This is a genomic window from Actinomyces oris, assembly GCF_001937665.1.
Lineage (GTDB): Bacteria > Actinomycetota > Actinomycetes > Actinomycetales > Actinomycetaceae > Actinomyces > Actinomyces stomatis.
Genome location: NZ_MSKL01000025.1, coordinates 161,019 through 186,295, shown reverse-complemented (window position 1 = coordinate 186,295; position 25,277 = coordinate 161,019). Strand labels below are relative to the sequence as shown.

Annotated in this window: 19 protein-coding genes and 1 pseudogene; 8 read left to right on the top strand and 12 right to left on the bottom strand. The window is 66.5% G+C overall.

Annotation, left to right across the window (positions count from 1 at the left end; genetic code table 11):
- Window positions 1-286: 286 nt before the first annotated feature.
- A complete protein-coding gene (locus BKH28_RS10205) occupies window positions 287-745 on the top strand; it encodes a peptidase inhibitor family I36 protein (protein ID WP_178388863.1) in 459 nt (152 codons plus the stop codon).
- A gap of 157 nt (window positions 746-902) precedes the next feature.
- Window positions 903-1,606: pseudogene (locus tag BKH28_RS10200) on the top strand (M23 family metallopeptidase).
- Window positions 1,607-2,000: 394 nt separating this feature from the next.
- Here the strand turns inward: BKH28_RS10200 and BKH28_RS10195 are convergent.
- From BKH28_RS10195 to ptsP, 4 genes are all read right to left on the bottom strand, one after another.
- Window positions 2,001-2,780: an alpha/beta fold hydrolase gene (locus tag BKH28_RS10195; RefSeq protein ID WP_075418692.1), complete on the bottom strand. Its 780-nt coding sequence runs from the start codon at window positions 2,778-2,780 to the stop codon at window positions 2,001-2,003.
- A 229-nt stretch (window positions 2,781-3,009) separates the two neighbouring features.
- Complete coding sequence (locus tag BKH28_RS10190) at window positions 3,010-3,273, bottom strand: hypothetical protein (RefSeq protein ID WP_256695740.1); 264 nt, start codon at window positions 3,271-3,273, stop codon at window positions 3,010-3,012.
- Window positions 3,274-3,400: 127 nt separating this feature from the next.
- The gene (locus BKH28_RS10185; RefSeq protein WP_075418691.1) at window positions 3,401-4,381 is read right to left on the bottom strand and encodes an acyl-CoA thioesterase; all 981 of its coding nucleotides are present in this window, start codon (window positions 4,379-4,381) and stop codon (window positions 3,401-3,403) included.
- On the bottom strand, window positions 4,378-6,075 hold the full coding sequence (ptsP, locus tag BKH28_RS10180; protein WP_075418690.1) for a phosphoenolpyruvate--protein phosphotransferase: 1,698 nt from the start codon (window positions 6,073-6,075) through the stop codon (window positions 4,378-4,380). The genes BKH28_RS10185 and ptsP overlap by 4 nt, the downstream gene beginning before the upstream one ends.
- 367 nt (window positions 6,076-6,442) lie before the next feature.
- Between ptsP and BKH28_RS10175 the strand changes: the two genes are divergently transcribed.
- Together BKH28_RS10175 and malQ are read left to right on the top strand one after the other, a co-directional pair.
- On the top strand, window positions 6,443-6,670 hold the full coding sequence (locus BKH28_RS10175) for a glucose PTS transporter subunit EIIB (protein ID WP_070659179.1): 228 nt from the start codon (window positions 6,443-6,445) through the stop codon (window positions 6,668-6,670).
- Window positions 6,671-7,103: 433 nt separating this feature from the next.
- Window positions 7,104-9,323 (top strand): 4-alpha-glucanotransferase, encoded by a 2,220-nt coding sequence (gene malQ / locus BKH28_RS10170; RefSeq protein WP_075418689.1) that lies wholly within the window; start codon window positions 7,104-7,106, stop codon window positions 9,321-9,323.
- 142 nt (window positions 9,324-9,465) lie between these two features.
- Here malQ and BKH28_RS10165 read toward each other — a convergent pair whose 3' ends face one another.
- From BKH28_RS10165 to BKH28_RS10155, 3 genes are all read right to left on the bottom strand, one after another.
- The gene (locus BKH28_RS10165) at window positions 9,466-9,927 is read right to left on the bottom strand and encodes a PTS sugar transporter subunit IIA (protein WP_075418688.1); all 462 of its coding nucleotides are present in this window, start codon (window positions 9,925-9,927) and stop codon (window positions 9,466-9,468) included.
- On the bottom strand, window positions 9,924-10,154 hold the full coding sequence (locus BKH28_RS10160) for a glucose PTS transporter subunit EIIB (RefSeq protein ID WP_009397277.1): 231 nt from the start codon (window positions 10,152-10,154) through the stop codon (window positions 9,924-9,926). The genes BKH28_RS10165 and BKH28_RS10160 overlap by 4 nt, the downstream gene beginning before the upstream one ends.
- A gap of 194 nt (window positions 10,155-10,348) precedes the next feature.
- The gene (locus BKH28_RS10155; protein ID WP_075418687.1) at window positions 10,349-11,092 is read right to left on the bottom strand and encodes a GntR family transcriptional regulator; all 744 of its coding nucleotides are present in this window, start codon (window positions 11,090-11,092) and stop codon (window positions 10,349-10,351) included.
- 258 nt (window positions 11,093-11,350) lie between these two features.
- Between BKH28_RS10155 and BKH28_RS10150 the strand changes: the two genes are divergently transcribed.
- The gene (locus BKH28_RS10150) at window positions 11,351-12,799 is read left to right on the top strand and encodes a PTS transporter subunit EIIC (protein WP_075418738.1); all 1,449 of its coding nucleotides are present in this window, start codon (window positions 11,351-11,353) and stop codon (window positions 12,797-12,799) included.
- 122 nt (window positions 12,800-12,921) lie between these two features.
- Here the strand turns inward: BKH28_RS10150 and pepN are convergent, their stop codons facing one another.
- From pepN to BKH28_RS10125, 5 genes are all read right to left on the bottom strand, one after another.
- Window positions 12,922-15,522, bottom strand: a complete 2,601-nt coding sequence (gene pepN / locus BKH28_RS10145) for an aminopeptidase N (protein WP_075418686.1) — start codon at window positions 15,520-15,522, stop codon at window positions 12,922-12,924.
- Window positions 15,523-15,715: 193 nt separating this feature from the next.
- Complete coding sequence (locus tag BKH28_RS10140; protein WP_075418685.1) at window positions 15,716-17,482, bottom strand: LPXTG cell wall anchor domain-containing protein; 1,767 nt, start codon at window positions 17,480-17,482, stop codon at window positions 15,716-15,718.
- A 225-nt stretch (window positions 17,483-17,707) separates the two neighbouring features.
- A complete protein-coding gene (locus tag BKH28_RS10135; protein ID WP_075418684.1) occupies window positions 17,708-18,814 on the bottom strand; it encodes an LCP family protein in 1,107 nt (368 codons plus the stop codon).
- Window positions 18,815-18,972: 158 nt separating this feature from the next.
- Entirely contained in the window at window positions 18,973-19,926 is a 954-nt protein-coding gene (locus BKH28_RS10130) for an LPXTG cell wall anchor domain-containing protein (RefSeq protein ID WP_075418683.1), read from the bottom strand.
- A 203-nt stretch (window positions 19,927-20,129) separates the two neighbouring features.
- Window positions 20,130-22,313, bottom strand: a complete 2,184-nt coding sequence (locus BKH28_RS10125; protein ID WP_081380113.1) for a M13 family metallopeptidase — start codon at window positions 22,311-22,313, stop codon at window positions 20,130-20,132.
- Window positions 22,314-22,411: 98 nt separating this feature from the next.
- Between BKH28_RS10125 and BKH28_RS10120 the strand changes: the two genes are divergently transcribed.
- From BKH28_RS10120 to BKH28_RS10110, 3 genes are read left to right on the top strand one after another with little or no spacing between them, the layout of a single operon-like run.
- A complete protein-coding gene (locus BKH28_RS10120) occupies window positions 22,412-22,918 on the top strand; it encodes a ribose-5-phosphate isomerase (protein WP_075418682.1) in 507 nt (168 codons plus the stop codon).
- Between the two features lie 2 nt (window positions 22,919-22,920).
- Window positions 22,921-23,922 (top strand): Fpg/Nei family DNA glycosylase, encoded by a 1,002-nt coding sequence (locus BKH28_RS10115; RefSeq protein ID WP_075418681.1) that lies wholly within the window; start codon window positions 22,921-22,923, stop codon window positions 23,920-23,922.
- Between the two features lie 40 nt (window positions 23,923-23,962).
- On the top strand, window positions 23,963-25,261 hold the full coding sequence (locus BKH28_RS10110) for an alpha/beta fold hydrolase (RefSeq protein ID WP_075418680.1): 1,299 nt from the start codon (window positions 23,963-23,965) through the stop codon (window positions 25,259-25,261).
- Window positions 25,262-25,277 lie beyond the last annotated feature (16 nt).

Sequence of the window (25,277 nt, the reverse complement as noted above, 5' to 3'; positions counted from 1 at the left end):
CTGTGGGAATGGCATATCCGTTATGGGCGATGAGGGTGCCTCGTCATGGTGCCTGAAGCCGTCGCCGCCGGAGACTCGGAGGCACTCCTCAAGAGCGGTGGCGTCAACGTCGGAGCGACTAGATGCATAAAATTGAGCACTATAATGGTTGAGGTAGGCGTTCGTCAATGGGGGTCGACCGCTCTGGTGAGTTTCAGAAGGCGGATTCTATGGTTATTTCAGGCGGCGACCTCACGTGGTCAGGGTGTCGCCTCACATACTCCGCCACTTTGAAAGGACAATCATCATGGGTACGACAATGGCTCGCCGTATCGCAAGTGCCGGCTCACTCATCCTGCTGACCGCAGGCGCTCTTCTGATTCCGACTTCGGCAGCAAGTGCTGCTGAGAGGGACGGTGTCTGTGACGTTGGAGAGGTCTGTCTCTACTACAACAGCAACGGGGAGGGCTCGCTTTCTGATTTCAGCGGCTCCATCCCCAACTACGGTGGCAGTCAGCCCAACTGCTATGAGTTCAAGGGGTCTGGAAATGGGCAAGGCAAGTGCGTGAAGAATAACGCGGCCTCGGTCTGGAACCGGACGGGCCGGTCGGTGACAATTTACTACAACTCCAACCACTCAGGACCTAGTCAGACGATCCCTGATGGTGAGCCGGTGAACCTCCGACCTGAACTCAAGAATGAGAATGCGTCGCATGAGATTAACGACAACGTTAAGTTGTGCGTGAATGGGAACTGCCCCGTATAGTCTGGGCTGAGCTGATGGAGTGTCGTCAACAGTGGTGCCAGCCGACGTCAACAGATGTCGGCTGGCACCACTCTCGTCATCCACACTCCCGTGGTGTCTTTTTCGCTTTGCCCGGTAATATTGGTCGTGCTGAGAGTGCTTGCTTGGAGGTGTCCTCATGGGTAGAGAGACATCGGGGCTCATCCCCGAAGAAGGCGTCACCGGGAGAATTCCATTCGACGGGCAGTGGCTGACTGAGATCAGCCCCACGCGCCGCGTCCCGAGCCACGGGACCGATCTGTTCGCCACCACGTACGCGCTCGACTTCCTCGCCGTCGACGATGACGGTCGCACGGCGCCTAAGCGCAGCCTGCGTACGGTCTTCGCCACCGAATCGCCAGAGCTCTTCTACGCCTTCGGGCGCCCCCTGTACTCACCCGTTGCAGGAACTGTGGTGTCTGCTCACGACGGCGAACCCGACCATGAGGCGCGCCGCTCCATGCTGACACTCATCCCGCACGGATTGAGCCAACCCCGGCGGATTCGGCGGGGACTGACCGCGATCCTCGGGAATCACGTCATCATCCGGGTTACGGGCAGCCCTTATTACGTTGGACTCGTGCACCTTCAGCGAGGGTCTGTTCAGGTGTCGCCAGGTGAGCGGCTGCGCGCCGGCGATCAGATCGGCAGATGCGGCAACTCCGGGAACTCCACGCAGCCCCATCTCCACATTCAAGCCATGGACAGCCCTGATGCCTATGCCGCCAAGGGGGTCCGCTCCGGTTCGAGGAGTTCCGGCAACGCAGCCCGCAGCAAGATGCTCCCTGGGAGTTTCGCCGGCAGTCGTGCCCCGAGCAGGGCTCGATCATCGCTCAGCCTTGAGGCGACGCTACAGAATGAGCCTCGGATCCGGCGGATGTCCCCTCGTGGGGCCGCCGCGCCCTGATCGTGGCAAGAAGCGGGGATCGGCCTACGGCGCAGTACGCAGTTCCCGCTCGGAGACGTACTTCTCCGGCGAGGACTGCATTCTCCTGCAAGCCTCTGAGATCCGGCCGCAGTCGTGTGGGGGAGAAGTACGTCCTGGATGGACAACGCAGTCCCCAACCCGCACCATTCCGGTGTCCACACAGCGGACATGAACGCTGCGGCGACGTAGGGGTCCAAGCGGAACTCCCGAGATTCCGGGGTCGTCGTCCAACCGCATCTACTGTGGAGCCAGCCATGTCGATGTGTGGACACCGAGTCGCTGACGCGACGCGGGAGAAAAACAAAGGCATCAGTTCGGATCATTTAATGAGATGAATTTTGCGACCGAGGCATGAACTTCTGGATTTCCGGCCCAGTATGCATGCCTGGCGTCCGGAATCATGAATACTTCCGCATTTGGGATTCGATTTCCAAGGATTGCTGCGTTGCCAGGATCGGAGATAGGGTCGTTCGTGCCGTGCAGGATCAAAGTGGGGGCCGTAATGTTTTCTGGGGCTGGCCCGTCAGGGCGGTCTGAGGCCTTGCTGTGGATGCTCATTGCTTCCGGTGAATGAGGTGGGGGGAAGACGCTGGTGGCTTGTTGAGGATTTGCTGCGATCCAAGGATCCGGATAGAAGAGTGAAACTAGTGCGCTTGGGTCGCCGGATGCTAGGGCCGCTGCTCCAGTGGTAGGGCGAGGTAGTCCAGTTCCGTCACCAACGCTGGTGCCCCCAATGATGAGTGTAATAATGCGATCTGCATGCTCCGCTCCGAGCCACTGAGCAATTCTTCCTCCCATTGAGTGTCCGTAAACGTGCGCCCTGTCGATGCCTGCGTGATCGAGGATGGTTACTACATCCTTTGCGAAATCTCTCGTCGACCATTCTGAGTTCAGTGGCGCTGTGTTCTGGCCGGTGCCTCTGTGGTCAAGGAGTACGATGGTTCGATTGGTGAATTCGCTGAGAACGGAGTCCCATCCGTGGTGGTCGAGTCCCCTTCCTTGGATAAGCACTAATGGAGGTTTGGGTGATAATGTGTTTCTTATGGAGTACCAAAGGCTGCCGCCGTTTGACAGTGTCACAAAAGTCATGATTCGATCATATCATGAAAACTTAAAAGCTGTTCGCTGGGGTGGTGGGGATGATGAGATTGCGTTCACGAGTGGGAGATTGTTTTTACTGTCAGTGGCTCTTGTGTGTGGTTCCGTTTGCATTCTTGTCTCGAATCGTCCCCTGAGTCTCACGTCCTCTCTCTCTGTCATTTTGACGCCTAGACTAACCCTATTCTCTCCTCTTGAGAAGGAATCTGAATAAATGCGTTTATGTCAGCCAGGCTGTGATGCCGTGGATGATGGCCGCGATCGACGGGCCGATGATCATGGCCACCTCTCTGCGTCGGATACCGATGCCGGCGTCGACGATCTGGACCACCATTGCAGCCATGAGGACCAGCCTCACGGTAGTGATGTCTGAAGCGGCGACAAAAGGTACGGCTGCCGTCATCACGCCGAGGGGAACCGCTCGAGCCGCATACATCTGAGCGAAGAACCTCTCCCCGGCGCTGACCTCTCGCGACTTGCTCATGATCTGAGGTTGGAAGACAGCCAGCAGTGATGACAACGTACTGATTGTTGCGGCGATAGCGTTGAGAATCTGAAGTATGGCAATCGGCACCGTTAATCACCTGAGAGGAGGAAAGGTGGAGAGAGCCTCAGCCGGGGATCGCGCTGCCGTCGTCGCCCTCGCCCATGCGGATCCGCCAACGTCTTGAACCGCCGTCGGACTGGGAACCGGAGGGCATACGGACCATGCCCTCCTGGGCGATGGTCGACACGAGCCTGCCGGATGAGTCGAAGACCTGTGCGCGCGCCATGCCGCGGCCGCCCTGTGAGGACGGGGAGTCCTGCACGTAGAGCAGCCAGTCGCCCATGTCCACGTCCCGGTGGAACCACTGGGCGTGGTCGAGGGTCGCCAGACTCATGCCCTCGCTGCGCCAGGACAGTCCCTGGCTTCGCAGCACCGGCTCCAGCATCACCTGATCGCACACGTAGGCCAGCAGTGCCCGGTGCACAGTCTGGGCGGTCTGCTCCGGGATGCGGCTGCGCGAGCGCATCCACAGGTGCTGGCGACCGACACGCTCCTTGGTGGGGCGCAGGTAGAGATTGCCCTCCACGTGCCTGAGGTCGAAGGCCGCCGTTCGCCCCAGGAAACGCGCCACCGGATGGTCGATCGTGCGGAAGATCTCCAGAGCGCTCGTCAAGTCCTCAGGGCGCGGAACCGAGGGGGCAGAAACATGGAGGTCGGCCCCCTCCTGCTCCTCCTGGAAGGAGGTGAGCATGGTGAGGATCGGCGTGCCCTCCTGGGAAGCGGTGGTGCGTCGTTGGGAGAAGGACCGCCCGTCGTGCAGGCGCTCGACGGCGAAGGTGATCGGTGTGTCGGGCTGCCCGCCCCTCATGAAGAAGGCATGGACCGAGTGCGGCAGACGTTCACCGTCACCGTCGTCCTCGATCGTGGCCGCCGCGGCAAGCATGCCCTGGGCAACCACCTGTCCTCCATAGACCCGGCCCGAGAGCTGGGGCAGAGAGCCTCCGGAGAAGATGTCCTCCCCGTCACCCGCCGCCAGGTTGAGGATCCGGGTCACCGACCCGAGAGGCTCCTCCGTGGCGGCGGGGACGGGGTAAGGGACTGTCACAGGCCGAGCTCCTCCAGGATCGGCAACTGAGCACGCACCGCCGTGCGCGCGTCCTCGGCCGTCGCTGCGTCCAGGGCGATCCTCGCCAGCTCCTGGCACTCGGCGAACGTGACGGACTTCAGGACGGCGTCGACATCCGGCAGCGCGCGTGCCGTCATCGACAGAGAGGCGACTCCCAGACCCACGAGGACGGTCGCCAGTGCCGGGTCCGCTGCGGCCTCACCGCACACGCCCACCGGGCGTCCCTTGGGGGAGGCCCCTTCACACGCGGTACCGATCAGACGCAGGACGGCCGGCTGCCAGGCCGTGGACAGGTCGGCCAGCGAGGACAGCAGACGGTCGGCCGCCATGACGTACTGGGTGAGGTCGTTGGTACCCACGGAGGCGAAGTCGGCGTGCTCGAAGAGCTTGTCGGCCATGAGCGCGGCGGAGGGCACCTCGATCATCATGCCGGCCGTCTTCAGACCGTAGGAGCGGGCCTTCTGCGTGAAGGCCTCCGCCTCCTCGGCCGTGGAGATCATCGGGGCCATGACCCACACCTTGGCCTCAGTGGCGGCCTCGGCCTTGGCCAGGGCCTCGAGCTGGTGGTCCAGGACCTCGGGGTCGCGGCGCGTCGTGCGGTAGGCGCGCACACCGAGCGCCGGGTTGGCCTCGGTGGCGTCGGTCAGGAAGGGCAGCGGCTTGTCCGCACCGGCGTCAAGCGTGCGCACCACGACCTTCTTGCCGGGGAACGCCTCCAAGACGCCCTGGTACGCCTCCACCTGAGCCTCCACCGTGGGCTCCTCGGGCTGGTCCAGGAAGCAGAACTCGGTGCGGAACAGGCCGATGCCCATGGCCCCGGCCTCTGCGGCACTACGGGCGCCGGCTGCGTCACCGACATTGGCCAGCAGCTGGACCTCGTGGCCGTCCTTCGTGGCTCCGTCACCGTTGAAGACGCGCACTCGCGAGGCGATCTCCCTGGCCCGGCGCAGAGCATCCTCGGAGGGGTTGAGGGTGATGCTCCCCTTGGTGCCGTCGACCAGGACGATATCGCCCTCGGCCAGTGCGTCAGTGACCTCCTCACCGGTGCCGACGATCGCCGGCATGCCCAGGGCTCGGGCCAGGATCGCGGTGTGCGAGGTGGGGCCGCCCTCGGAGGTGATGAAGGCGATGACCTTCTCGGGGTCCAGCAGCGCGGTGTCGGCCGGGGCCAGATCCGTCGCCACGAGCACGAAGGGCTCAGGCAGACGGGGGATTCCCGGCATCGGGGACTCGGTCAGGACGGCGACGATGCGGTCGCGCACGTCCTGGACGTCACGAGTGCGCTCGGCCATGTAACCGCCCAGCGACTCCAGCATGGCGGCCAGTGTCCCTGCCGACTCCCACACGGCTCGCTCTGGAACCAGGCGCTTCTCGCGCACCATGGCCTGTGCGGTCGAGGTCAGGGTGGGGTCGGCCGCCATCTGTGCTGTGGTCTCAAGGAGGGTTCGGGCCTCGGCCTTGGCCTCGGCCGCGGACAGCTCCAGGCCCTTCTTGACCTGCTGGGCCGCCAGTGCGATGCGCTCGCACTCCTTCTCGACGTCGCGACTGGGCTCGAGGGTCGCGATCTCGGGCTCAGGAATGGGGGGTGCCATCCTGGCGACGGGGCCGGCCACAAGGCCAGGGCTCACACCGATGCCGGACAGAGTTGTGGAGGTGGTGTCGGACGCTGTCATGTGGTGCTCCTCATCGGAGACGAATGGGGATCATCGCTCATTGTGCCCCGACTGTGGCCGGAATGAGGCGTTTCCGCCAGGGGAATAACGAGCTCCTCTGCGGCGTCGTCAAGGCAGCTATCGTGTTCCCGTAAGGTTACGTGAGGGAACGCCGTCAAGCGAGGAAGGTGCTCCCGCACGGTCGTCTCCCGCGCGGCAGGCCCCCGCTGCCTCCGTGGGCATGCGTCCTTCCTTCCGCCCCGGATTCTTCGCCGCGGACAACGCGGAGGTGGGATAAAGTGATCGTGAGCACGAAGGGCCTCATTTGCCCGACCAAGCGCATGACTGACGGGGATTGCGTGAGGACGGCAACCGGGAAGGAGAAGCCATGAGCACTGCATCAGACATCGTCGCCGGTCTCGGCGGCCAGGAGAACATCACCGATCTCGAGCCGTGCATCACGCGTCTGCGTGTCGAGGTCACCGATCAGACGAAGGTTGATGAGGAGGCGCTGCGAGCGGCCGGTGCCTTCGGCGTGGTGCGTTCGGGCCGTGTCGTCCAGGTCGTCGTGGGGCCCACGGCGGACAACCTCGCCTCGGAGATCGCGGCTCTCTGACTGATCAGCCCGTTCCCGGCCGGTCTGCGCGGGCGCTCGGTTCCAGCACCTTCATCGCGGGGCCGGGCGACCCGTTTGTCCTGGTACGGCGTTTAGGCGCATGCCGGGAACGGGGGGCGGTCTCACCGGCTGGTCAGTCGACGGCCGGCCGACCGTGCGGTCCTGGGCACACGTTCCCCGAGCTTCTCATCCGCAGTGGCGCCATCCCGGGGCGTCGCAGTGAAACAGCTGCAGCAAAACTTCACGAGACACGGTGCGGCGGGTGCACAACCCTCAGCCGCTAGGGCACACTTGGACACTGCTAGTCCTGCTAGCACCCGCATCCCGATCCAACCCATCCATCCCCAGGGGTGATGGCGGAGCGCAACCCTGCTCCATGCCCGCTCCATGGCGCTCCACCGCACATCTGCTCACGCAAGGCTGACCCACGCACATGAACGAGTTCAACGACGACCAGCTACCTGCTTCTGAGAGCCTCAAGCAACTGGCTGAGGCGCACGGCGTCTCCACCGAGTACTGGGACTATCACGGCAACCTTGCCTCTCCCTCAAGCGCCACTCTCAGGGCCGTGCTCGCCGCGTTGGGGGTGAGCACCCACTCCGAGGAGGAGATCGGGCGCGCTCTGCGAGAGGTCGAGGACGCCCCCTGGAGGCAGACGCTCGCTCCCACGGTCGTCACGCGCGGCGGTGTCGAGTCCACCGTCCCCGTCTACGTGCCCGACGGCGCCAGGGTGCGGGTTCGCGTTGAGCTCGAGGACGGCGACGTCCGTGAGCTGACTCAGACCGAGGACTGGACCGTGCCCCGGGAGGTGGACGGCATCAAGCGTGGCCGCGCCTCCTTCATCCTCGGTGCCGATCTGCCCCTGGGGTGGCACCGGATCATCGCCGAGGTCAGCCCCGGCTCCAGCTCCACCGACCAGGCGGCCCCGCAGGGGGCTCACGCCGCACCGCCCGCCGACGGCGAGGCGGACACCGTCACAGTGACCTCGGCTCTGGCGGTCACCCCCAACCACCTCGATCTGCCCGAGTCCCTCGGTGAGCGCGGTTGGGGAGTCATGACCCAGCTGTACTCGACCCGCTCACGCAGGTCGTGGGGGACCGGCGACACTGACGACCTCACTGAGCTCGCCGCCTTCCTGGGGGACCAGGGGGCCGACTTCCTGCTCATCAACCCGCTGCATGCGGCTGAGCCGGTGGCGCCGATGACTCCCTCGCCCTACCTGCCGGTGACGCGTCGCTTCGTTAACCCGCTCTACATCCGGCCGGAGAACATCCCCGAGGTGGCCCACCTGTCCGGCCCCAAGCGCTCGCTGGTGCAGTGGGCCTTCGAGGAGGTCAAGGACAGTGACCTGAGTGCCGAGCCGATTGACCGCGATGCGGTGTGGAAGGCCAAGCGCGAGGCCCTCGAGGTCATCTTCGCCGCCGGTCGCTCCTACTCCCGTCAGCGAGACTTCGAGCGCTTCCGCACCGAGCAGGGCGAGGGTCTGGAGCGCTTCGCCCTGTGGAGCGCGCTGGTGGAGAAGCACGGGCCCCTGCAGTCCTGGCCCGCCACGCTGCGGGAGGCGGACTCCGCATACGTGGCCAACGAGGCGCACCAGCTTGCTGAGCGCATCGACTTCTTCGCCTGGTTGCAGTGGATCGTCGACGAGCAGCTGGCCCGTGCCCAGGCCGAGGCCCTCGCCTCGGGGATGGCCCTGGGCATCATGGATGATCTCGCCGTGGGTGTGCACGCGCAGGGCGCGGACGTATGGTCCAACCCGGAGGCATTCGCCTCCGGAGTCACCGTGGGGGCCCCGCCGGACATGTACAACCAGCAGGGCCAGAACTGGTCCCAGCCGCCGTGGAACCCTGAGTACCTGGCGCGCAGCGCCTACGCCCCTCTGCGTGACATGGTGCGAACGGTCCTGCGTCACGCCGGCGCACTGCGCGTGGACCACATCATCGGCCTGTTCCGCCTGTGGTGGATCCCCGAGGGCATGGGCGCGGACCACGGCGCCTACGTGCGCTACGACCACGAGGCCATGCTCGGCGTCGTCCTCCTGGAGGCTTACCGGGCCGGCGCCGTCGTCATCGGTGAGGACCTGGGAACCGTGGAGCCCTGGGCGCGCGACTACCTGGCCAGTCGCGGTGTGCTGGGAACCAGCGTCCTGTGGTTCGAGAAGCAGCACGACGGTTGGCCCCTTCAGCCCCAGGACTACCGCAGGCTCGCCCTGTCCACGGTCAACACCCACGATCTTCCCCCGACTGCCGGCTACCTGGCTGACGAGCACGTCGATCTGCGCGAGCGCCTCGGCCTGCTCACTGAGCCGGTCGAGCAGGTGCGTACTGAGGCACGCATTGAGCGTGACCGGATGACCGCCCGACTGCGCGAGCACGGTCTGCTGGGGGACGCACCCACGGAGCGTCAGGTCGTGGAGGCCCTGCACCGTTACGTGGTGCGCACCCCCTCGGTCCTGGTCGGTGTCGCTCTGGTCGACGGCGTGGGGGAGCGGCGCGCTCAGAACCAGCCCGGCACTGACCAGGAGTACCCCAACTGGCGGATCCCCCTGGCCGACGGTGCGGGCGAGGTTGTCCTGGTCGACGACCTGCCCGAGAACGCACGCCTGGGCAGCCTGCTGAGCGTCGTACGAGACGAGATGTCCCCGCAGGACTGAAGACTCTCGGTCCGAGCTCACCGGACCAGACGGGCCGGAGCCGGGTAGGCCGCTGAGACGCTGTGGTCCCGACTGTCACACCGACGGTCGGGACCACACGTAGTGCAGGCGGGGCCGGATGAGACCGGACCCGTGCTCGGGCCTAGGCCCAGGTCACAAGTGTGTCGCCGGCTGTGACCCTGCGGCCGGGTGACATCGGCTCCACAACGGACTCGTCGCCCTCCAGGGCGATGACTGGGACGATCGGGTTGAGCCCACCGGCCTCGATTCGAGCGGGGGACCAGCTGATGACGGGACTGCCCGCATCGACGGTCTGTCCCTCATCGGCCAGGAGAGTGAAGCCGCTGCCCCCAAGACTCACGGTGTCCAGCCCCAGATGGACCAGGATGCTGCGGCCGTCATCGTTGGTGACGACGTAGGCGTGGGGGTGGATCTTCGTGAGTGTCCCACTGATGGGGGCCAGGGCGCTGACCTCGTCCCCGGAATCGGGGTCCGGGGAGACAGCTACACCGGGGCCGACGATCTTGCCGGAGAAGACGGGGTCGGGAACGTCGTCGAGAGCGATGACGAGACCGGATACCGGGGACTGGACGGTCAGGCTCACCGCAGGTCCTCGATGTCCTCCGCGATCGTGTCCGCGTTGGGGCCGACCACGACCTGCACGATATCGCCGAGCTTGACGACCCCGTGCGCGCCCGCGGCCTTCAGGGCAGGCTCGTCCACGAGGGAACCGTCCTCCAGCTCGCAGCGCAGCCGCGTGATGCAGGGCTCGATCTCCACGATGTTGTCGAATCCTCCGAGAGCGTCGACGATGCTCTGTGCCTGAGACATGGGTTCCTCCTGGGTCTTCCCGGGCGGCTGCCGGGATCGGTGGGTGATGGTGCCGAGATGAGGCATCAGGACGTAGGGGAGGTGCAGTCAGGTGCGGCACCTTCGCCGGTACCGGACTAATGGTCCATACCAGTACCCCATGGTACAGGTCGCTCGGAGGTTGTCCAGTACCGGCCTTCAACGACTCCTCAAGGCTATGAGCGGTCGGGGCGGAAAGCGGGCTTGGGTGCGGCCACCGGGACCCACAGGGTGTAGCGGTCGGCTCGGAACAGGGTGCGCGAGTAGTCGATGGCGCAGTGCTCGTGGAAGGTGCGTCGAGTGATGTCCAGGGTCGGGGCGCCCTCCTGGACGGACAGCAGTGCTGCCTCCGGGGCCGTGGCCGCGTGGGCCTCGATCATGTCCTCTCCCCACTGCGGCGCCAGGCCGGCCTGGGACAGCTCGGCGTAGACCGAGAAGTTCGGGCTGGTGCGCAGCAGATCGGGAAGGAGCCCTGCGGGGATCCAGTTCTCCTCGATCGCCATGGGGATGGCGTTGGCGGTCAGTAGGCGACGCAGGTGGTGGACCTCGGCCCCCACCTCGAGCTCAAGCGCCTCCGCCACGCTCTCCTCGGCGGCAATGGTCTCGGCCTGCAGCATGACGACACCGGGTTCCATCCCGCGCCGCTGCATCTCCTGAGTGAAAGAGGTCAGCCGAACCTGCAGGTCGAGCTTCGGGGGTGCCACAAATGTCCCCTTGCCCTGATGCCGCTCCAGGATGCCGTCGACGACGAGGGTGTCGATGGCCTGGCGCACGGTCATGCGGGAGACCTCGAACTGCTCGCACAGCTCACGTTCGGACGGCACCGGGCTGCCGTTGGCGAGCCCGTTCCTGACCAGATCCAGCAGGTGATTGCGCACAATGACGTACTTTGCCGGCTTCTTGCCTGCGTTCTTGGGCATGGGGCTCCCCTGGTTGACAGTGAGTGGAGGCGGCCAGAGAAGGGGGTGGCCGCGACCACTGCTTCCGCTCCGTCGCGTCGACTTTCATATCATTATGGCCGACGAGCTGTATCCCGCGCTTGACATTGAAGGGTCTATCGGTTTTTCTGGTGGTACTGGTCCAGACGTGTTCGGTGTCGATCCGTCCCGACTACCACCGTCATGGTGGCTATCTCTGACGCGGCAATGCAGCCGCTCGATCCTGAACTGGAGAACATCATGTCAGACAAGAAGAAGACGGGCGGCGCCTTCGCCCTTGCTCAGCGTCTGGGGAGATCCCTGATGCTGCCCATTGCCACGCTTCCGGCGGCGGGTCTGCTGGTGCGTCTGGGGCAGGCGGACATGCTCGGGGCCGAGGGGCTCGCCTCGAAGCTGTCCTGGGTGCAGCCCGTCGCAGACATCTTCGCCGCGGCCGGTGGGGCAGTCTTCGACAACCTGCCCCTCATCTTCGCCGTCGGCGTCGCCGTGGGCTTCGCCAAGAAGGCCGACGGCTCCACCGGGGTGGCCGCCCTGTTCGGATACCTCATCTACCGAGCCGTCACCTGGACCATGTCGCCCATCATCATGGGCAAGCCCGACCCCCTGAGCAAGGAGACCCTCGACTGCCTCCACTCCTTCGACCCTGCCACCGGCAAGATCGCACAGGTCGGCCCCTGGAACCAGGGAGTCAAGCTCTGCGACATCCCCACCCAGACGCCCATCAACTACGGCGTCCTGGGCGGAATCGTTATCGGCGTCGCCGCCGCCCTGCTCTGGCAGCGGTACTACCGCGTCAAGCTGCCCGACTGGCTGGCCTTCTTCGGCGGACGCCGCTTCGTCCCGATCGTCACCTCCGGCGCCTCCCTCGTCATCGCCCTGGTCATGTCGGCGATCTACCCCGCCTTCAACTGGCTCATCAACGAGCAGCTCGGCGGCTGGCTCATCCATGCCGGAAACTCCAAGGGCGTCAGCGGCGCCCTGGCGGTCTTCGTCTTCGGTACCGTCAACCGGCTGCTCATCCCCTTCGGCCTGCACCACCTGCTCAACTCCGTGCCCTGGTTCCAGCTCGGCTCCTGCCAGACGGCCTCCGGGGACACTGCGCACGGTGACATCACCTGCTTCTTCCAGGGCGTGGACGGTTCGAACTCGTGGACCGGAGGCTTCATGACCGGCTTCTTCCCGATCATGATGTTCGCGCTGCCCGCTGCCGCACTGGCCATCTGGCACACGGCCAAGCCCGCCAAGCGCAAGGCGACCGGTGCCCTCATGATCTCGGTGGCCCTGACCGCCTTCATCACCGGTATCACTGAGCCCCTCGAGTACGCCTTCGCCTACGTGGCCTTCCCGATCTACGCCGTCCACGCGGTACTCACCGGATCGTCCCTGGCCATCGCCAACCTGCTGGGCGCCAAGGACGGCTTCGCCTTCTCCGCCGGAGCGATCGACTACCTGCTCAACTTCGGCAAGTCCGCCGAGCTCTCCGGAGGCGTGGTTCGCGGCCCGCTCATGATTGTCATCATGGGACTGGTGTACGCCGTCATCTACTACTTCCTCTTCAGGTTCCTCATCGTCAAGTTCGACTTCAAGACCCCTGGGCGCGAGGACGACGACGTCGACGCCTTCGCCGCCGCGCAGGCCGCCGCCGCCAAGTCCACGGGCAAGAAGCCTGCGGAGTCATCCCGGCGCTGAACGATTCGGGTACTGGGACGTCGGGGCCGGTACCTCACGGGCTGGGGCCGAGCGCGTCATGCGCTCGGCCCCAGCTCATTGCGTTCTCCTGAACCCGGTGTCCGGGCCGGAGCACGACGCGGCTAGTGGATACTCGAGCTCTCAGCGGCTTGCGCCCTGGCCACGCGCAGCGTGTCATCGAGGTTCTCGCGCACGATCCGTCGCAGCGCGGCCGGTGCCTGGGCGTGGGACTCCAACCAGCCCGTCAGGGCGGTGGCCGGGTCATCAGCGCCCTCCAGGCCCACCGTGACGCAGGACCACAGGCCTGTCAGCAGATTCTCGGCCATGTGGAAGGTTCTCGAGGACCATACGGAGTCGATGGCCTCCACATACGCGCCCACGAAGGGAACCAGCAGTTCAGGGCGGCGCTCGACGTTGGTCAGGCCCCGCAGCACGCGCACCTGGGTCTCATTGGGCATGGAGGCGTCATCGACGAGCGCTCGCCACGTGGCCTGCTTCGCCTCCGGGGTCGGAATCGATGCGCGAGCCTCGGCGGCGCGCTCCCGTCCTGTGGTCGTGCGGTCCCGAGCCTCCTCGGCACGGATCTGCTCCTCCCCGCTGCGGCCGGCGGTCACCAGACCGATCAGCAGGTCCCACCGCAGATCCTGGTCGATGTCGAGCCCGCCAAGGGTCTCGGTCCCCTCCAGAAGACCGGCGACGACGTCGAGCTGCTCTTCAGTGACGGCGTGAGCGGCCAGCGCCCGGACCAGCTGAAGCTGCTTGTCACTGCCGTGCTGGGCGGCTCGAGCCAGCTCCAGCAGCCGGTCGGCCGTTCCCGGAGCGAGATCTCGGCGCGCGGTCGGGGGCAGGAAACCGGACAGGCAGGTGGTGACCCGGCCCAGAAGACCCTGGATGACCGAGGAGTGCTCCTCCACGGCCAGCGCCCGCAGTGCCGCTTCAAGGAAGCGGGAGGCGGCGAGCTCGCCGTCGCGCACCATGTCCCAGGCCGAGGCCAGGACGATCGAGCGCGGCAGGGACTCGGAGAAGGCCTCGATGTGATCAAGCCCGAAGGACAGAGACGCCTCATCGAGGCGCACCTTGGCGTAGGTGAGGTCGTCATCGTTGAGGATCATGACGTCGGTCCGCTCAGAGCCGACCAGCTCGGGAACCTCAGTCATCTCGCCGTCGACATCGAGCTCGATGCGGTGGGTGCGCTCCAGGCGCGCCTCGGCGCCCCTGCCGGTCAGGCTGTAGCAGCCGATCGCCACTCGGTGCGGGCGCAGAGATGCCGGCGAGTCGGCGGGGATCTCCTGACGGACGGCCGCCTGGGTGATGACGCCGTCGGCGTCGGTGGCGAGCTGCGTGCGCAGGGTCGTCACGCCGGCCTCCTGAAGCCACAGACGGGTCCAGGTACCTAGGTCGCGGCCCGAGACCGCCTCCAGCTCACGGAGCAGGTCGCTCAGCTCGGCGTTGGCGTAGGCATGCGCCGCCAGGTAGCGCTGGATGCCGGCGAAGAAGTTGTCCCTGCCCACGTAGCCCACGAGCGCGGCCAGGACCGAGGCTCCCTTGGCGTAGGTGATGCCGTCGAAGTTGACCTCGACGTCGTGAAGATCGTTGATCTCTGCGGCCACGGGGTGGGTGGAGCTGAGCTGGTCCTGGTTGTAGGCCCATCCCTTCTCCAAGGTCTGGAAGGTCGTCCAGGCCTGGTTCCAGCGGGTGATCTCGGCAGTGGCCAGGGTGGAGGTGTACTCGGCGAAGGACTCGTTGAGCCACAGGTCGTTCCACCAGGTCATGGTGACCATGTCTCCGAACCACATATGTGCCAGCTCGTGCAGGATCGTCACAGCTCGCCGCTCCACGCGGGCCTCGACGGGCCTCGAGCGGAAGATGTAGTCATCACGGTGGGTGACGCAGCCCGCGTTCTCCATCGCCCCGGCATTGAACTCGGGAACGAAGATCTGATCGTACTTGGTGAAGGCGTAGGGAGTGGCGAACAGGTCCTCGTAGTAGGCGAAGCCCCGCTTGGTCAGGTCCAGGATCTCCTCCGAGTCCATGTGCTCGACCAGGCTCTTGCGGCAGTAGACGCCCAGGGGCACGGTGCGTCCGTCGTCGGCCACGTACTCGTCGGTCGCACCGACGTAAGGCCCGGCGACGATGGCCGTGACATAGGAGCTCATCGGTTCGGTGGGGGCGAAGACGAAGGTGTGAGCGTCCCCTGAGCCGTCGGGGGCCTCAGTGGGAGTCGGCTCAGGAGTGGGGGAGTTGGACAGCACCGTCCAGCTCGACGGTGCGGTGACGGTGAAGGTGAACGAGGCCTTGAGATCGGGCTGCTCGAAGACGGCGAATACCCGCCGGGAGTCGGGGACCTCGAACTGGCTGTAGAGATAGGTCTCGCCATCGGCCGGGTCGGTGAAGCGGTGCAGTCCCTCTCCGGTGTGCATGTAGGCGCAGTCGGCGACGACGACCAGTTCGTTGTCTGCGGCCAGATTCTTCAGTGCGATGCGCGAGTCCGCGTAGACCTCGGCCGGGTCAAGAGGGAGTCCGTTGAGGGTGATGGAGTGGACAGTCGGTGCAACGAGGTCGATGAAGGTGGAGGATCCCGGTGCGGCCGCGAACCGTGCCGTAGTGGTGGAGCCGAAGACCGTCTCACCGCGCGTGAGATCGAGGACGACGGCGTAGCTCTGGGTCTGTACGGTTGCGCTGCGCTCGGCGGCCTCAAGACGAGTCAGGTTCTGGCCGGGCATAAGAACTCCTGTCTGAAGGGGAAGCGCGGCCCATGGGGGCGCGCCGGGCGATTGTCTCACCTTCTGATCGGCACTGGCAGCGCCTGGAGCGCTGCATATAACGGCGCCGGGGGACGACACGTCACATGTCGTCCCCCGGCGCCGAGGCTGTTCCCGTGGTTCGGGGAACGTCAGCGGATCAGGTCAGATCGGCTCAGGCCTTGTTGCGGCGACGCAGGACCAGCGCTGCGCCTCCGGCCACGGCGAGGAATGCGGCGATTCCGCCGAAGATCATGCCGTTGGCGCCGGTGTGGGCCAGAGACCGGTCGCTGTCCTTGGTGGTCTCACCGCCGGCCCGGTTGTCCGAGGAGGACTCCTTGGCGTTCGAGTTCAGGTTGTTGACCTTCTGATCGGTCCCACCCTTGTTGTCGCCACCGGCCTGCTTGCCGCCGGCGTTGGCCTGCTTGTCACCGGCGTTGGCGTTGCTGTTGTTTCCGCCGTTGTTGCCACCGGCCTGCTTGTTGCCGCCGCCGTTGTTCTCGGAGGCCTTCTGCTCAGCGGCCTTCTGCTCGGTGGTCTGCTGCTCAGTGGCCTTCTGCTCAGTGGCCTTCTGCTCGGTGGTGGTCTTGTCGCCACCGCCGTTGGCCTGCTTGTCGCCGCCACCGTTGTTGTTGCCGCCGTTGTTCTCGGAGGCCTTCTGCTCAGCGGCCTTCTGCTCGGTGGTCTGCTGCTCAGTGGCCTTCTGCTCGGTGGTCTGCTGCTCAGTGGTGGTCTTGTCGCCACCGCCGTTGGCCTGCTTGTCGCCGCCACCGTTGTTGTTGCCGCCGCCGTTGTTCTCGGAGGCCTTCTGCTCAGCAGCCTTCTGCTCGGTGGTCTGCTGCTCAGTGGCCTTCTGCTCGGTGGCCTTCTGCTCGGTGGTCTGCTGCTCGGTGGTGGTCTTGTCGCCACCGCCGTTGGCCTGCTTGTCGCCGCCACCGTTGTTCTCGGAGGCCTTCTGCTCAGCAGCCTTCTGCTCGGTGGTCTGCTGCTCAGCGGCCTTCTGCTCGGTGGTCTGCTGCTCGGTGACCTTCTGCTCAGTGCTCTCAACGGTGAAGGTGTGGTTGGAGACCGTGGTCACGGTCTGGCTGGTGGCCGTCTCGCTGTGGTGGGAACCGGTCAGCACCAGGAGGTACTCGCCATTGGCCGCGTCAGCGGGAGCGGGCAGGTTGCCCGTGAGGTTGCCGTTGGCGTCAACCGTCAGCTCGCCAAGGGTGTAGGTGATGCTGGAGTCGCTCTTGCTCTTGAGCACGACAGTCACCGTCTCGCTGGCGTAGAAGCCCTGGGCGTTGAAGGTGAAGGTCTGGGCCTGGCTCTCTGTGCGGGCGGAGACCTCATAGGAGCCGGTGATGCGCGTGTCGTCGAAGTAGATCTGAGTCTGCTGCTGCGTAGTCACCTGGGCCATCTCAGTCTTGCCGCCGTTGGTCGTGCAGCCGGCGCCGATCTTCCACCCCTCGGTGGTAGTGGCAGCAGAGGTGCCGATGGACTTGATGAGAGCCGCCAGATCGAGGTCTGAGGTCCAGCTGCCGTCCGAGGCCGCTTCGGTCTTGACGACGTCGGAAACGGTGCCGTCCGGTGCGTACAGCGCGATGCCGACGGTGGCCTGCTTCCCGGTGCAGCCGGTTCCCGAGACAGTGAAGGACGTGTTGGAGCTGGCGGAGACGAAGGTCTTCTCCTGGGTGATCTTGAAGCTGCTGCCCTCGCTGGTCTTGCCGGGGGCCGGCGTGGCCTCGGCGGTGCTGCTGGGAGCCGAGCCGGGTTGAGTGGTGCTGCTGGGGGCCGGCGTGGCCTCGGCGGTGCTGCTGGGAGCCGGGCTGCTGGAGCTGCTCGGGGTGCTCGGGCTGTTCCGGTTGGAACTGTTGGCAAGAGCAGGGGAGGCAATGAGCGAGGCTCCGGTCATTGCGGCCACCGCGCTGGCTGCGGCCAAGGGGCGTCCAAGACGCATGTGTCCTCCTAGGTCTGACGGGGGAACGATGGGTGTCGGTGATCCGATTTCTTCACCGACTCGTTATCTACCGTAACGAGGAATAGGGCGGGGGCGCGGGTCTCCGAGGTGATACCAGTCACATACGGGAGTGTCCTCGCTCACGTGAGAATATGGATGGCGGCTCGGGAAGAGCGACGAAAGACTGATACGGCGGGGAACGCTCGGGGTGTCGGTGGTCGGCGATTAAGAGGCTGCTGGTCGACAGGTTTTGGGGCTGTACCCATAGCGGGCCAGCAGGGCGCGCGACTCCTGGTTGGGCGAGACGATGATCGATTCGTCCCGAGGCCCTGTCGGAAGGTCGATGATCGTCGTGGTGGCTCCGGCCCTCCTGGCTTTCGAGGCGCTGCGTCCCAGCGCGACCAGGTCGCTGAGTCCGGTGCCTGAGTCCAGGGTGATGTTGCCGGCCACGGTGTGCGCCAGCTGATGGAGTGCGACTGGGTTACTGGCCTTCTGTCCAACGGCGGACAGCACTGCCTGCATGACGGTGGTCGTGGACTGTGTGCGGCGCTGGGCGCCATCGGCCTGATTCATGGTCACCCACGTGCCGTCGCGCAGAATCTCCGGGTGCCGTGAGCGGACAAGAGCCAGGGCGTCGATCCCACTGAGCCGGTGGCGTCCGGGATGGGTGAGATTCAGTCCGGTATAGGCGTCCCGAACCGGCTCGGGAACGTCCACCTCAATGCCTCCCAACGAGTCGATGATGGTGGCGAACTGAGCCATATCGATGGTCACCAGATGCGTGACGGGGATCCCCAGGCCGGTGCACAGGGCATCGACCGTGTTCTGCGGTCCGGGGACGTAGGTGGTGGCCAGGCGGTCCAGCTCCCTGCCCCTGCTGTTGATGGTCAGGTCCCGGGGCAGGTTGATGACGGTGAGCCCCTCCTGGGAGGGACGTACGAGGGCGATGACATCAGCGCGGGAGCCCTCCACCTCCTGAGTGCTTCCGTAGCGGTTCTGGTCGCCCGGCACGGTGGCGCGGGAGTCGGTCCCCAGGATCAGCCAGGTCTCGCCGGCTGTCGGAGAGGACGCGGAGGGCATGGCGATATCGACGCGTGCGGGGCGATGAACCAGGACGGCCACGTCCGTGCCCAGTGCCAGAGCGGTCGTCATCACTGCGGCGCTCAGGCCAACGACGATCCTGCGTCGCCGCGACCAGTGCCTGATGCCATGGCGGCCGCTGCCTCGGCGGTGCTGCAGGGGCCGGGAGGAAGCGGCGTCGGTGGGGTCCCCAGTGTCGGCTGAGGCGGCTGAGGAGCCTGCGCTGTGCTCGTCGTTGGAGGTGGAGTCCATGGTTTCAGTGTCCGCTGCGGGGCGGTGCTATTGCCGGAAGGCGCGGTTGTGCGCGCCGTATGAGGGGTGCGGGATAGAAAAAAGCCGCCGGGGAGACGGCACGCGGTGGTGCTGTCTCCCCGGCGGGATGTGTTCCCAGTCAGACTGGGGGGATGCGATCAGGCCTTGCGGCGACGCGCGATGAGGGCGCCACCACCGATGACCACGAGGGCCGCGGCAATGCCGCCGAAGAGCAGGCCGTTGGCACCGGTCTGGGCCAGGGGCTTGTTGGAGGTGGAGGCCGCCGGAGTGGCGCCGTTGTCGGCCGGGGTGTTCACGCTGCCACCGTTGGCGGGAGCGGTCGGGGCGGCGGTGGCGCCGTTGTCGGCGATGCTGTTGCCGTCGTTGGCCACGAGGTCGAAGCGGTGGTCCTTGACGACGACGGTCTTGGTGCTGCTGCCGCCCTCGCCGTAGCGGGCTCCCTCGATGGTCAGCGTGTACTCGCCGTCGTCCACGTTGGCGGGAGCCGGCAGTTCGCCCTTGACGTTGCCCTCGGCGTCAGCCGTCAGCTTGCCGATGGGGTAGGTCTTGGAGGGGTCGGTCTTGCTGACCAGGGTGAAGGTGACCTCCTCGTTGGGGGAGAAGCCCTTGACGTCCATCTTGAAGGTCTGAACGCCCTTCTCGTCGGTGCTGATCTCGTAGGTGCCCTCCACCTTGGTGTCGTCGAAGGCGATGCCCTCCTGTGCCTGGCCCTTCTCCTCGCCGTAGGTGACGCAGCCGGCTCCGATGGACCAGCCGTCGGCCGTGCCGTCCGTCTTGGCCTCAACGCCGGTGGACTTGACCAGGTCGGGGATGTCCAGGGTGGTGGACCAGTTGCCCTCAGCGTCGGGGGTGGCCTTCACAATGGTGGACATAGTGCCGTCAGGGGCGTACAGGGCGACACCGACCACCGCGTCCTGGCCGGTGCAACCCGTTCCGGACACCGAGAAGGCGGTGTCCGTGGGGCTGACGATGTTCTGCTGGTCGTCGGCGAACTTGATGCTGCCATCGGCCAGGGCGGGCGAGGCGGCGAGGGAAGCGCCGATGGCGGCAGCCATCACGCTCGCGGCGGCCAGGGGGCGTCCAAGACGCATGAGTACTCCTAGGTCTACGGGTGTAGGTGGCAACCGGTGAGACGGGGTGTCACCGCGTTGTTATCAACCTTAGCGTTCTATGGGAGGAGGTTCCATCGTTTTCTGTGAATGAGGTATCGGCCTCAGTGCCGAGTAGTTGCGGCTTATCTTATGTGGGCCAATGGGTTCTGGCTTGCGGGTGCGGTTCCGAGCGCCCGGATCCGTTACCAGATGGAGACCCGTTTGTCCGGGGCCAGCCACAAGGCGTCGTCGGACGTGACGTCGAAGGCCTCGTAGAAGGCGTCGACATTGCGCACGATCCCGTTGCACCGGAACTCGGCCGGCGAATGCGGGTCCACGGTCAGAAGCAGCTCGGCGTAGTCCGGGCGGCTCTTGGAGCGCCAGATCCGAGCCCAGGAGTAGAAGAAGCGCTGTAGACCAGTGAGTCCGTCGATGACGGGAGCCTTCTCCACTGAGGGGATACCGGCGTCGGCCAGGGCCAAGGAATATGCCTTGAGGGCGATGCCCAGGCCACCCAGGTCGCCGATGTTCTCCCCGATGGTCAAAGCGCCGTTGACGTGCGGGATCTCGGTGTCCTCCGTGCCCGCTGCCCGGTGCTTGTCGACGACGACCTCGGGCGTGTAGGCGTCGTACTGGCTGATGAGCGCGCTCGTACGCTCGGTGAAGGCATCCCGGTCCTCCTGAGTCCACCAGTCGCTGACCTTTCCGGTGCCGTCGAAGGTGGAGCCCTGGTCGTCGAAGCCGTGGCCGATCTCGTGGCCGATGACAGCGCCGATCCCCGCGTAGTTCACGGCGTCGTCGGCCTGCGGGTCGAAGAAGGGAGGCTGAAGGATCGCAGCGGGGAAGACGATCTCATTCATGGTGGGGTTGTAGTAGGCGTTGACCGTCTGCGGGGTCATGTGCCACTCGTCGCGGTCCACCGGCTTGGACAGCTTGCTCAGCGAGTAGGCCATATCGGCCCGCTCCACGCTGCGCACCGAGGCCAGGACGTCCCCGGGGACGATCTCGACGGCGGAGTAGTCGCGCCAGCGCACCGGGTAGCCGATCTTGGGGGTGAACAGAGCCAGCTTCTCCAGGGCCCGTTCCCGCGTGGCCGGACTCATCCACTCCAACGAGGAGATGGACTGGCGGTAGGCCTCGATGAGCCGGCCCACCAGGGTCTCCATCATTGACTTGTGCGACGGCGGGAAGTGCCGCTCCACGTAGATCTCGCCCAGCGCCTCGCCCAGACAGGACTCCACCAGGCCGACGCCGCGCTTCCAACGGGGGCGCAGCTCGTCAGTCCCCTGGAGCGTGCGGCCATAGAAGTCGAAGTTCTCCTCCACGAAGGCTCCTGACAGCAGGGTGGCGCGTCCGTGAACGACGTGCCAGGCCGCCCAGGCCTTGAGGTCCCCCAGGTCGGTTTCCTGCCAGACGCCGGCCGCGTGGGGGAGGTAGTCGGGCTGGGTGACGATGGTCTCGTTGAGGAAGACGGTCTGCTCGATGCCGGCGGTTCGGGCGGCCGCGCGAATCCCTTCACGCCACTCGTGCCAGGGAAGGCCAGGCGCCGAGTCCACGATCTCCTGCCAGGACATCGGGTTGTTCATCTTCTCCACGTCACGGCATGTGACGCGGTCCCAGTGGCCCTTGGCCAGGGCGGTCTCCACGGCCATGACCCGCTCGGCGAGGTCCTCACCGGAGGCGCCGAAGGACTCCGTCAGACCCGCCAGCACCAGCATCCTGGCCACGTGCGCCACGTAGGCCTGGCGCAGCGGGGCCTGAGCCTCCTCGCGGTAGTACGACTCGTCCGGCAGCCCCAGCCCCGACTGGCCGATCCAGCTCGTATAGCGCTCCGGGTCGTTGATGTCGACCTCGACATCCGCACCGACGACGCCCATGAAGCCGATCGGCGTCATCTTGCCCAGCGCTCTGGCCAGCTCCTCCTTGGAGGAGGCCCCCAGCACCGGCGCCAGCTCCTCAGTCAGTGGCTCGGCCCCGAGCTCCTCCAGGTGGGCCTCGTCCATGAAGGCCTCGTAAAGGGCGCCGACTCGGCCCCGGTTGGTGGCCAGGACCTCCGGGGCACTCTCGGACGCAACGGAGGAGAAGTGCTTGGCGAGCTCCTCGACGATCTGGCGGCAGGCGGCCTCGGCCTCGTCGCGCAGCGTGGTGAAAGCACCGCTGCTGGGGCGGTCCGCCGGGATCTCGGCGGTGGCGAGCCACTGGCCGTTGACGAATCGGAACAGGTCGTCCTGGGGGCGGATGGAGGTGTCGGTGTGCCCCGTCTCCAGCACTCCGGCGAGAACCTCGCCGGCAGTGGTGCCGGAGGCGCTCGCCGGCTGAGAGTCCCGGATTGGTGAGTCGGATGAGGAGCCGGTGGGAATCGGTGAGGTCGCGGAGGCGTCAGTCATAGCGGACACGCTAACCCGGTCCGGTGCCGTCCGGCGTCCTGACAGCACCCGTGCCCTCATGGTGCGAAGCGCTGTTCGCGTGAGGCACAATTCTGCCCATGCGCATCCATATTGCCTCCGACCACGCCGGTTTCGAGCTCAAGAGCGCCGTGATCGAGCACCTGAGGGAACAGGGGCACAGCGTCGTCGACCACGGAGCCCACTCATACGACCCGGATGACGATTACCCCGCCTTCTGCCTGGCCTGCGGGGAGGCCGTTGTGGCCGACGCCGGCAGTTTTGGCATTGTTCTCGGGGGGAGCGGCAACGGGGAGCAGATCGCCGCCAACAAGGTCGACGGAGTGCGCGCCGCCCTGGCCTGGTCGATCGAGACGGCCCGACTCGGCCGGCAGCACAACAACGCTAATGTCGTCGCCGTCGGAGGGCGCATGCACGACCTGGACACGGGAATGGAGATTATCGACGCCTTCCTCGCCGAGCCCTTCAGCGGGGATGAGCGCCACGCGCGTCGTATCGCGCAGCTCACCGACTATGAGCGTCGCATTCACGGGGACGCCAAACCGGCAGCGGATCCCGGCGGCGCCTCCACCCCCACCGGGGCCTGAGCATGCCGGAGGGGCACACCATCCACCGGCTCGCCGCCGCCCTTGACGAGCTCTACGGTGGTCAGAGCCTGCGCGTGCGCTCGCCGCAGGGGCGTTTCGCGGACGGAGCGAGCCGTCTTGACGGTCAGGTCCTCCTGGGCAGCCAGGCCCATGGCAAGCACCTCTTCCTGCCCTTCGGCCCTCGCGCCGACATGTCCCTCGACGACGCCTCCGTCACCTGGCTGCGGATTCACCTGGGCCTCTACGGGGCGTGGACCTTCGACGGCGACCGTGAGTTCACGGCGCCCCACGCCATCGGGGCGCCGCGTCGGCGCGTCGGTGAGCGCGGCGAGCATGCCCTCAAAGGTGGGGGAGGGTCGGCCCTGGCCGGGCTGAACGGTGGGAGCCTCGAAGCCGAGGGGCAGGATGCAGCCACGCATGGGCCCGCCCCCGAGGAGTGGGAACCGCCCGAGCCGCGTGGCGCGGTGCGGCTGCGGCTGCTCGGCGAGCACGGGGTGGCCGACCTGACCGGGCCGGCGGCCTGCGAGCTGCTGGACTCCGAGGGCGTGGCCGCCGTGCGCCGTCGCCTCGGCCCGGACCCGCTGCGTGCCGACGCCGACGTCGAGTCCTTCGTGGCCAAGGCGCGCTCGCGGCGCAAGAGCATCGGGGAGCTGCTCATGGACCAGGCCGTCATCTCCGGAGCCGGCAACATCTACCGGGCCGAGACGCTCTTCCGGGTCGGGGTCTCGCCGTTCCGAGCGGGCAACCGCATCAGCCAGGAGCGGCTGCGGGCCATCTGGGAGGACCTGCGTCCCCTCATGGAGTACGGGGTGGCCACCGGCTTCATCACCACCGTCGACCTCGACGACGTCCCCGACCCCCTGCCACCTGACGACCCCGAGGCCGGCCGGTGGTACGTGTACCACCGCACTGGCCGTCCCTGCCTGCGCTGCGGGACCCCGGTGGCGGAGCGGGAGGTCGCCTCCCGCCGGCTCTTCTGGTGCCCGACCTGTCAGGCCCACTGAAACCGGCTGGTGACCCTCCGGGTCCCACTAAGGTGGCGGCATGTCGAACGCCTCGCCCGCCCTGCACTCCTCGAGCTGGTCCTCCTCGACCGCCGGCCTGCTGACCCGCGACCATCACCTGACCGTTCCCCTGGACCGCAGCGGGCAGGGGGACTTAGCCCCGGACGGCACGGAGACCATCACTGTCTACGCCCGTGAGATCTCAGTTGCCGGCATCGACCCGGTCTCCCGGCCGCCACTGGTCTTCCTTCAGGGCGGGCCGGGCTGCGAGGCACCCCGCCCCAGTGCCGACTCCGGGCTCGGCTGGATCGGTGCGATCCTCGAGCACCACCGACTCATCCTCGTCGACCAGCGCGGCACCGGAGCCTCCAGCCCGGTGGACCGGCCCGATGCCGCCGGCACCCCAGTAGACACCGCCCGGCTGCTCACTCATCTGCGTGCCGATGAGATCGTCGAGGACTGCGAGGACCTGCGCCGCGCTCTGGGCCTGGAGCGCTGGAGCCTGCTGGGCCAGTCCTTCGGAGGGTTCTGCGTCACCCGGTACCTCTCCGAGCATGCCCAGAGCCTGGAGAAGGTCTACATCACCGGTGGCCTGCCCGCCGTCGGGCACAGCATTGACGAGGTCTACGCCCTCAGCTACGAGGCGATGCGCCTCAAGAGCGAGGAGTACTACGCCCGCTTCCCCCAGGACCGCGACCGCATGGCGTCCCTGGCTGAGAAGGCCGGTCGGGGCGAGCTGAGGACGGCGGCTGGAGACCTCGTCGGACCTGAGCGCCTGCGCTCGCTCGGCGCCCTGCTGGGTGGAGCCGGGGGCGCGGACACGATCCACTACCTCCTGGAACGCGACCCCGACTCATGGGCCTTCCGCTACGACCTGGGACAGTGCCTGCCCTTCGGCGGCAGGTTCCCGCTCTACGCCGTCATCCACGAGTCCTGCTGGGCCGACACCGGCACCACCGACTGGGCGGCCCAGCGGGTGCGCCCCGCGGTCTTCGACGACGATCCCACCCTGTTGACAGGTGAGCACGTGCGCCGTGATGCCTTCGTCGAGGACACCGGCCTGCACCCCTGGCTGGAGGTGGCAGACCTCCTGGCCGCGCACGAGTGGCCGGCGCTCTACGACCCGACCCGCCTCAGGTCCACGACGACCCCCGGGGCGGCCGCCGTCTACGCCCGCGACGTGTTCGTGCCGATGACCACCTCCCTGGAGACGGCCGCGCTCATCCCCGGCCTGCGCATCTGGATCACCAGCGAGTACGAGCATGACGGCTCACGCGCCTCCGGCGGCCGGGTCTTCAACCGCCTGCGCGACCTGGCCACCGGAGTGGTCGCCCGCTGACCGGGTGCATGAGTGC

Bases quoted from the DNA above. Each gene is read 5' to 3' on its own strand.
- BKH28_RS10130 (WP_075418683.1), bottom strand. From the start codon at position 19,926: ATGCGTCTTGGACGCCCCCTGGCCGCCGCGAGCGTGATGGCTGCCGCC.
- ptsP (WP_075418690.1), bottom strand. From the start codon at position 6,075: ATGACAGCGTCCGACACCACCTCCACAACTCTGTCCGGCATCGGTGTG.
- malQ (WP_075418689.1), top strand. From the start codon at position 7,104: ATGAACGAGTTCAACGACGACCAGCTACCTGCTTCTGAGAGCCTCAAG.
- BKH28_RS10160 (WP_009397277.1), bottom strand. From the start codon at position 10,154: ATGTCTCAGGCACAGAGCATCGTCGACGCTCTCGGAGGATTCGACAAC.
- BKH28_RS10155 (WP_075418687.1), bottom strand. From the start codon at position 11,092: ATGCCCAAGAACGCAGGCAAGAAGCCGGCAAAGTACGTCATTGTGCGC.
- BKH28_RS10115 (WP_075418681.1), top strand. From the start codon at position 22,921: ATGCCGGAGGGGCACACCATCCACCGGCTCGCCGCCGCCCTTGACGAG.
- BKH28_RS10135 (WP_075418684.1), bottom strand. From the start codon at position 18,814: ATGGACTCCACCTCCAACGACGAGCACAGCGCAGGCTCCTCAGCCGCC.
- BKH28_RS10110 (WP_075418680.1), top strand. From the start codon at position 23,963: ATGTCGAACGCCTCGCCCGCCCTGCACTCCTCGAGCTGGTCCTCCTCG.
- BKH28_RS10125 (WP_081380113.1), bottom strand. From the start codon at position 22,313: ATGACTGACGCCTCCGCGACCTCACCGATTCCCACCGGCTCCTCATCC.
- BKH28_RS10140 (WP_075418685.1), bottom strand. From the start codon at position 17,482: ATGCGTCTTGGACGCCCCTTGGCCGCAGCCAGCGCGGTGGCCGCAATG.
- BKH28_RS10190 (WP_256695740.1), bottom strand. From the start codon at position 3,273: ATGAGCAAGTCGCGAGAGGTCAGCGCCGGGGAGAGGTTCTTCGCTCAG.
- BKH28_RS10195 (WP_075418692.1), bottom strand. From the start codon at position 2,780: ATGACTTTTGTGACACTGTCAAACGGCGGCAGCCTTTGGTACTCCATA.
- BKH28_RS10120 (WP_075418682.1), top strand. From the start codon at position 22,412: ATGCGCATCCATATTGCCTCCGACCACGCCGGTTTCGAGCTCAAGAGC.
- BKH28_RS10175 (WP_070659179.1), top strand. From the start codon at position 6,443: ATGAGCACTGCATCAGACATCGTCGCCGGTCTCGGCGGCCAGGAGAAC.
- BKH28_RS10205 (WP_178388863.1), top strand. From the start codon at position 287: ATGGGTACGACAATGGCTCGCCGTATCGCAAGTGCCGGCTCACTCATC.
- BKH28_RS10150 (WP_075418738.1), top strand. From the start codon at position 11,351: ATGTCAGACAAGAAGAAGACGGGCGGCGCCTTCGCCCTTGCTCAGCGT.
- pepN (WP_075418686.1), bottom strand. From the start codon at position 15,522: ATGCCCGGCCAGAACCTGACTCGTCTTGAGGCCGCCGAGCGCAGCGCA.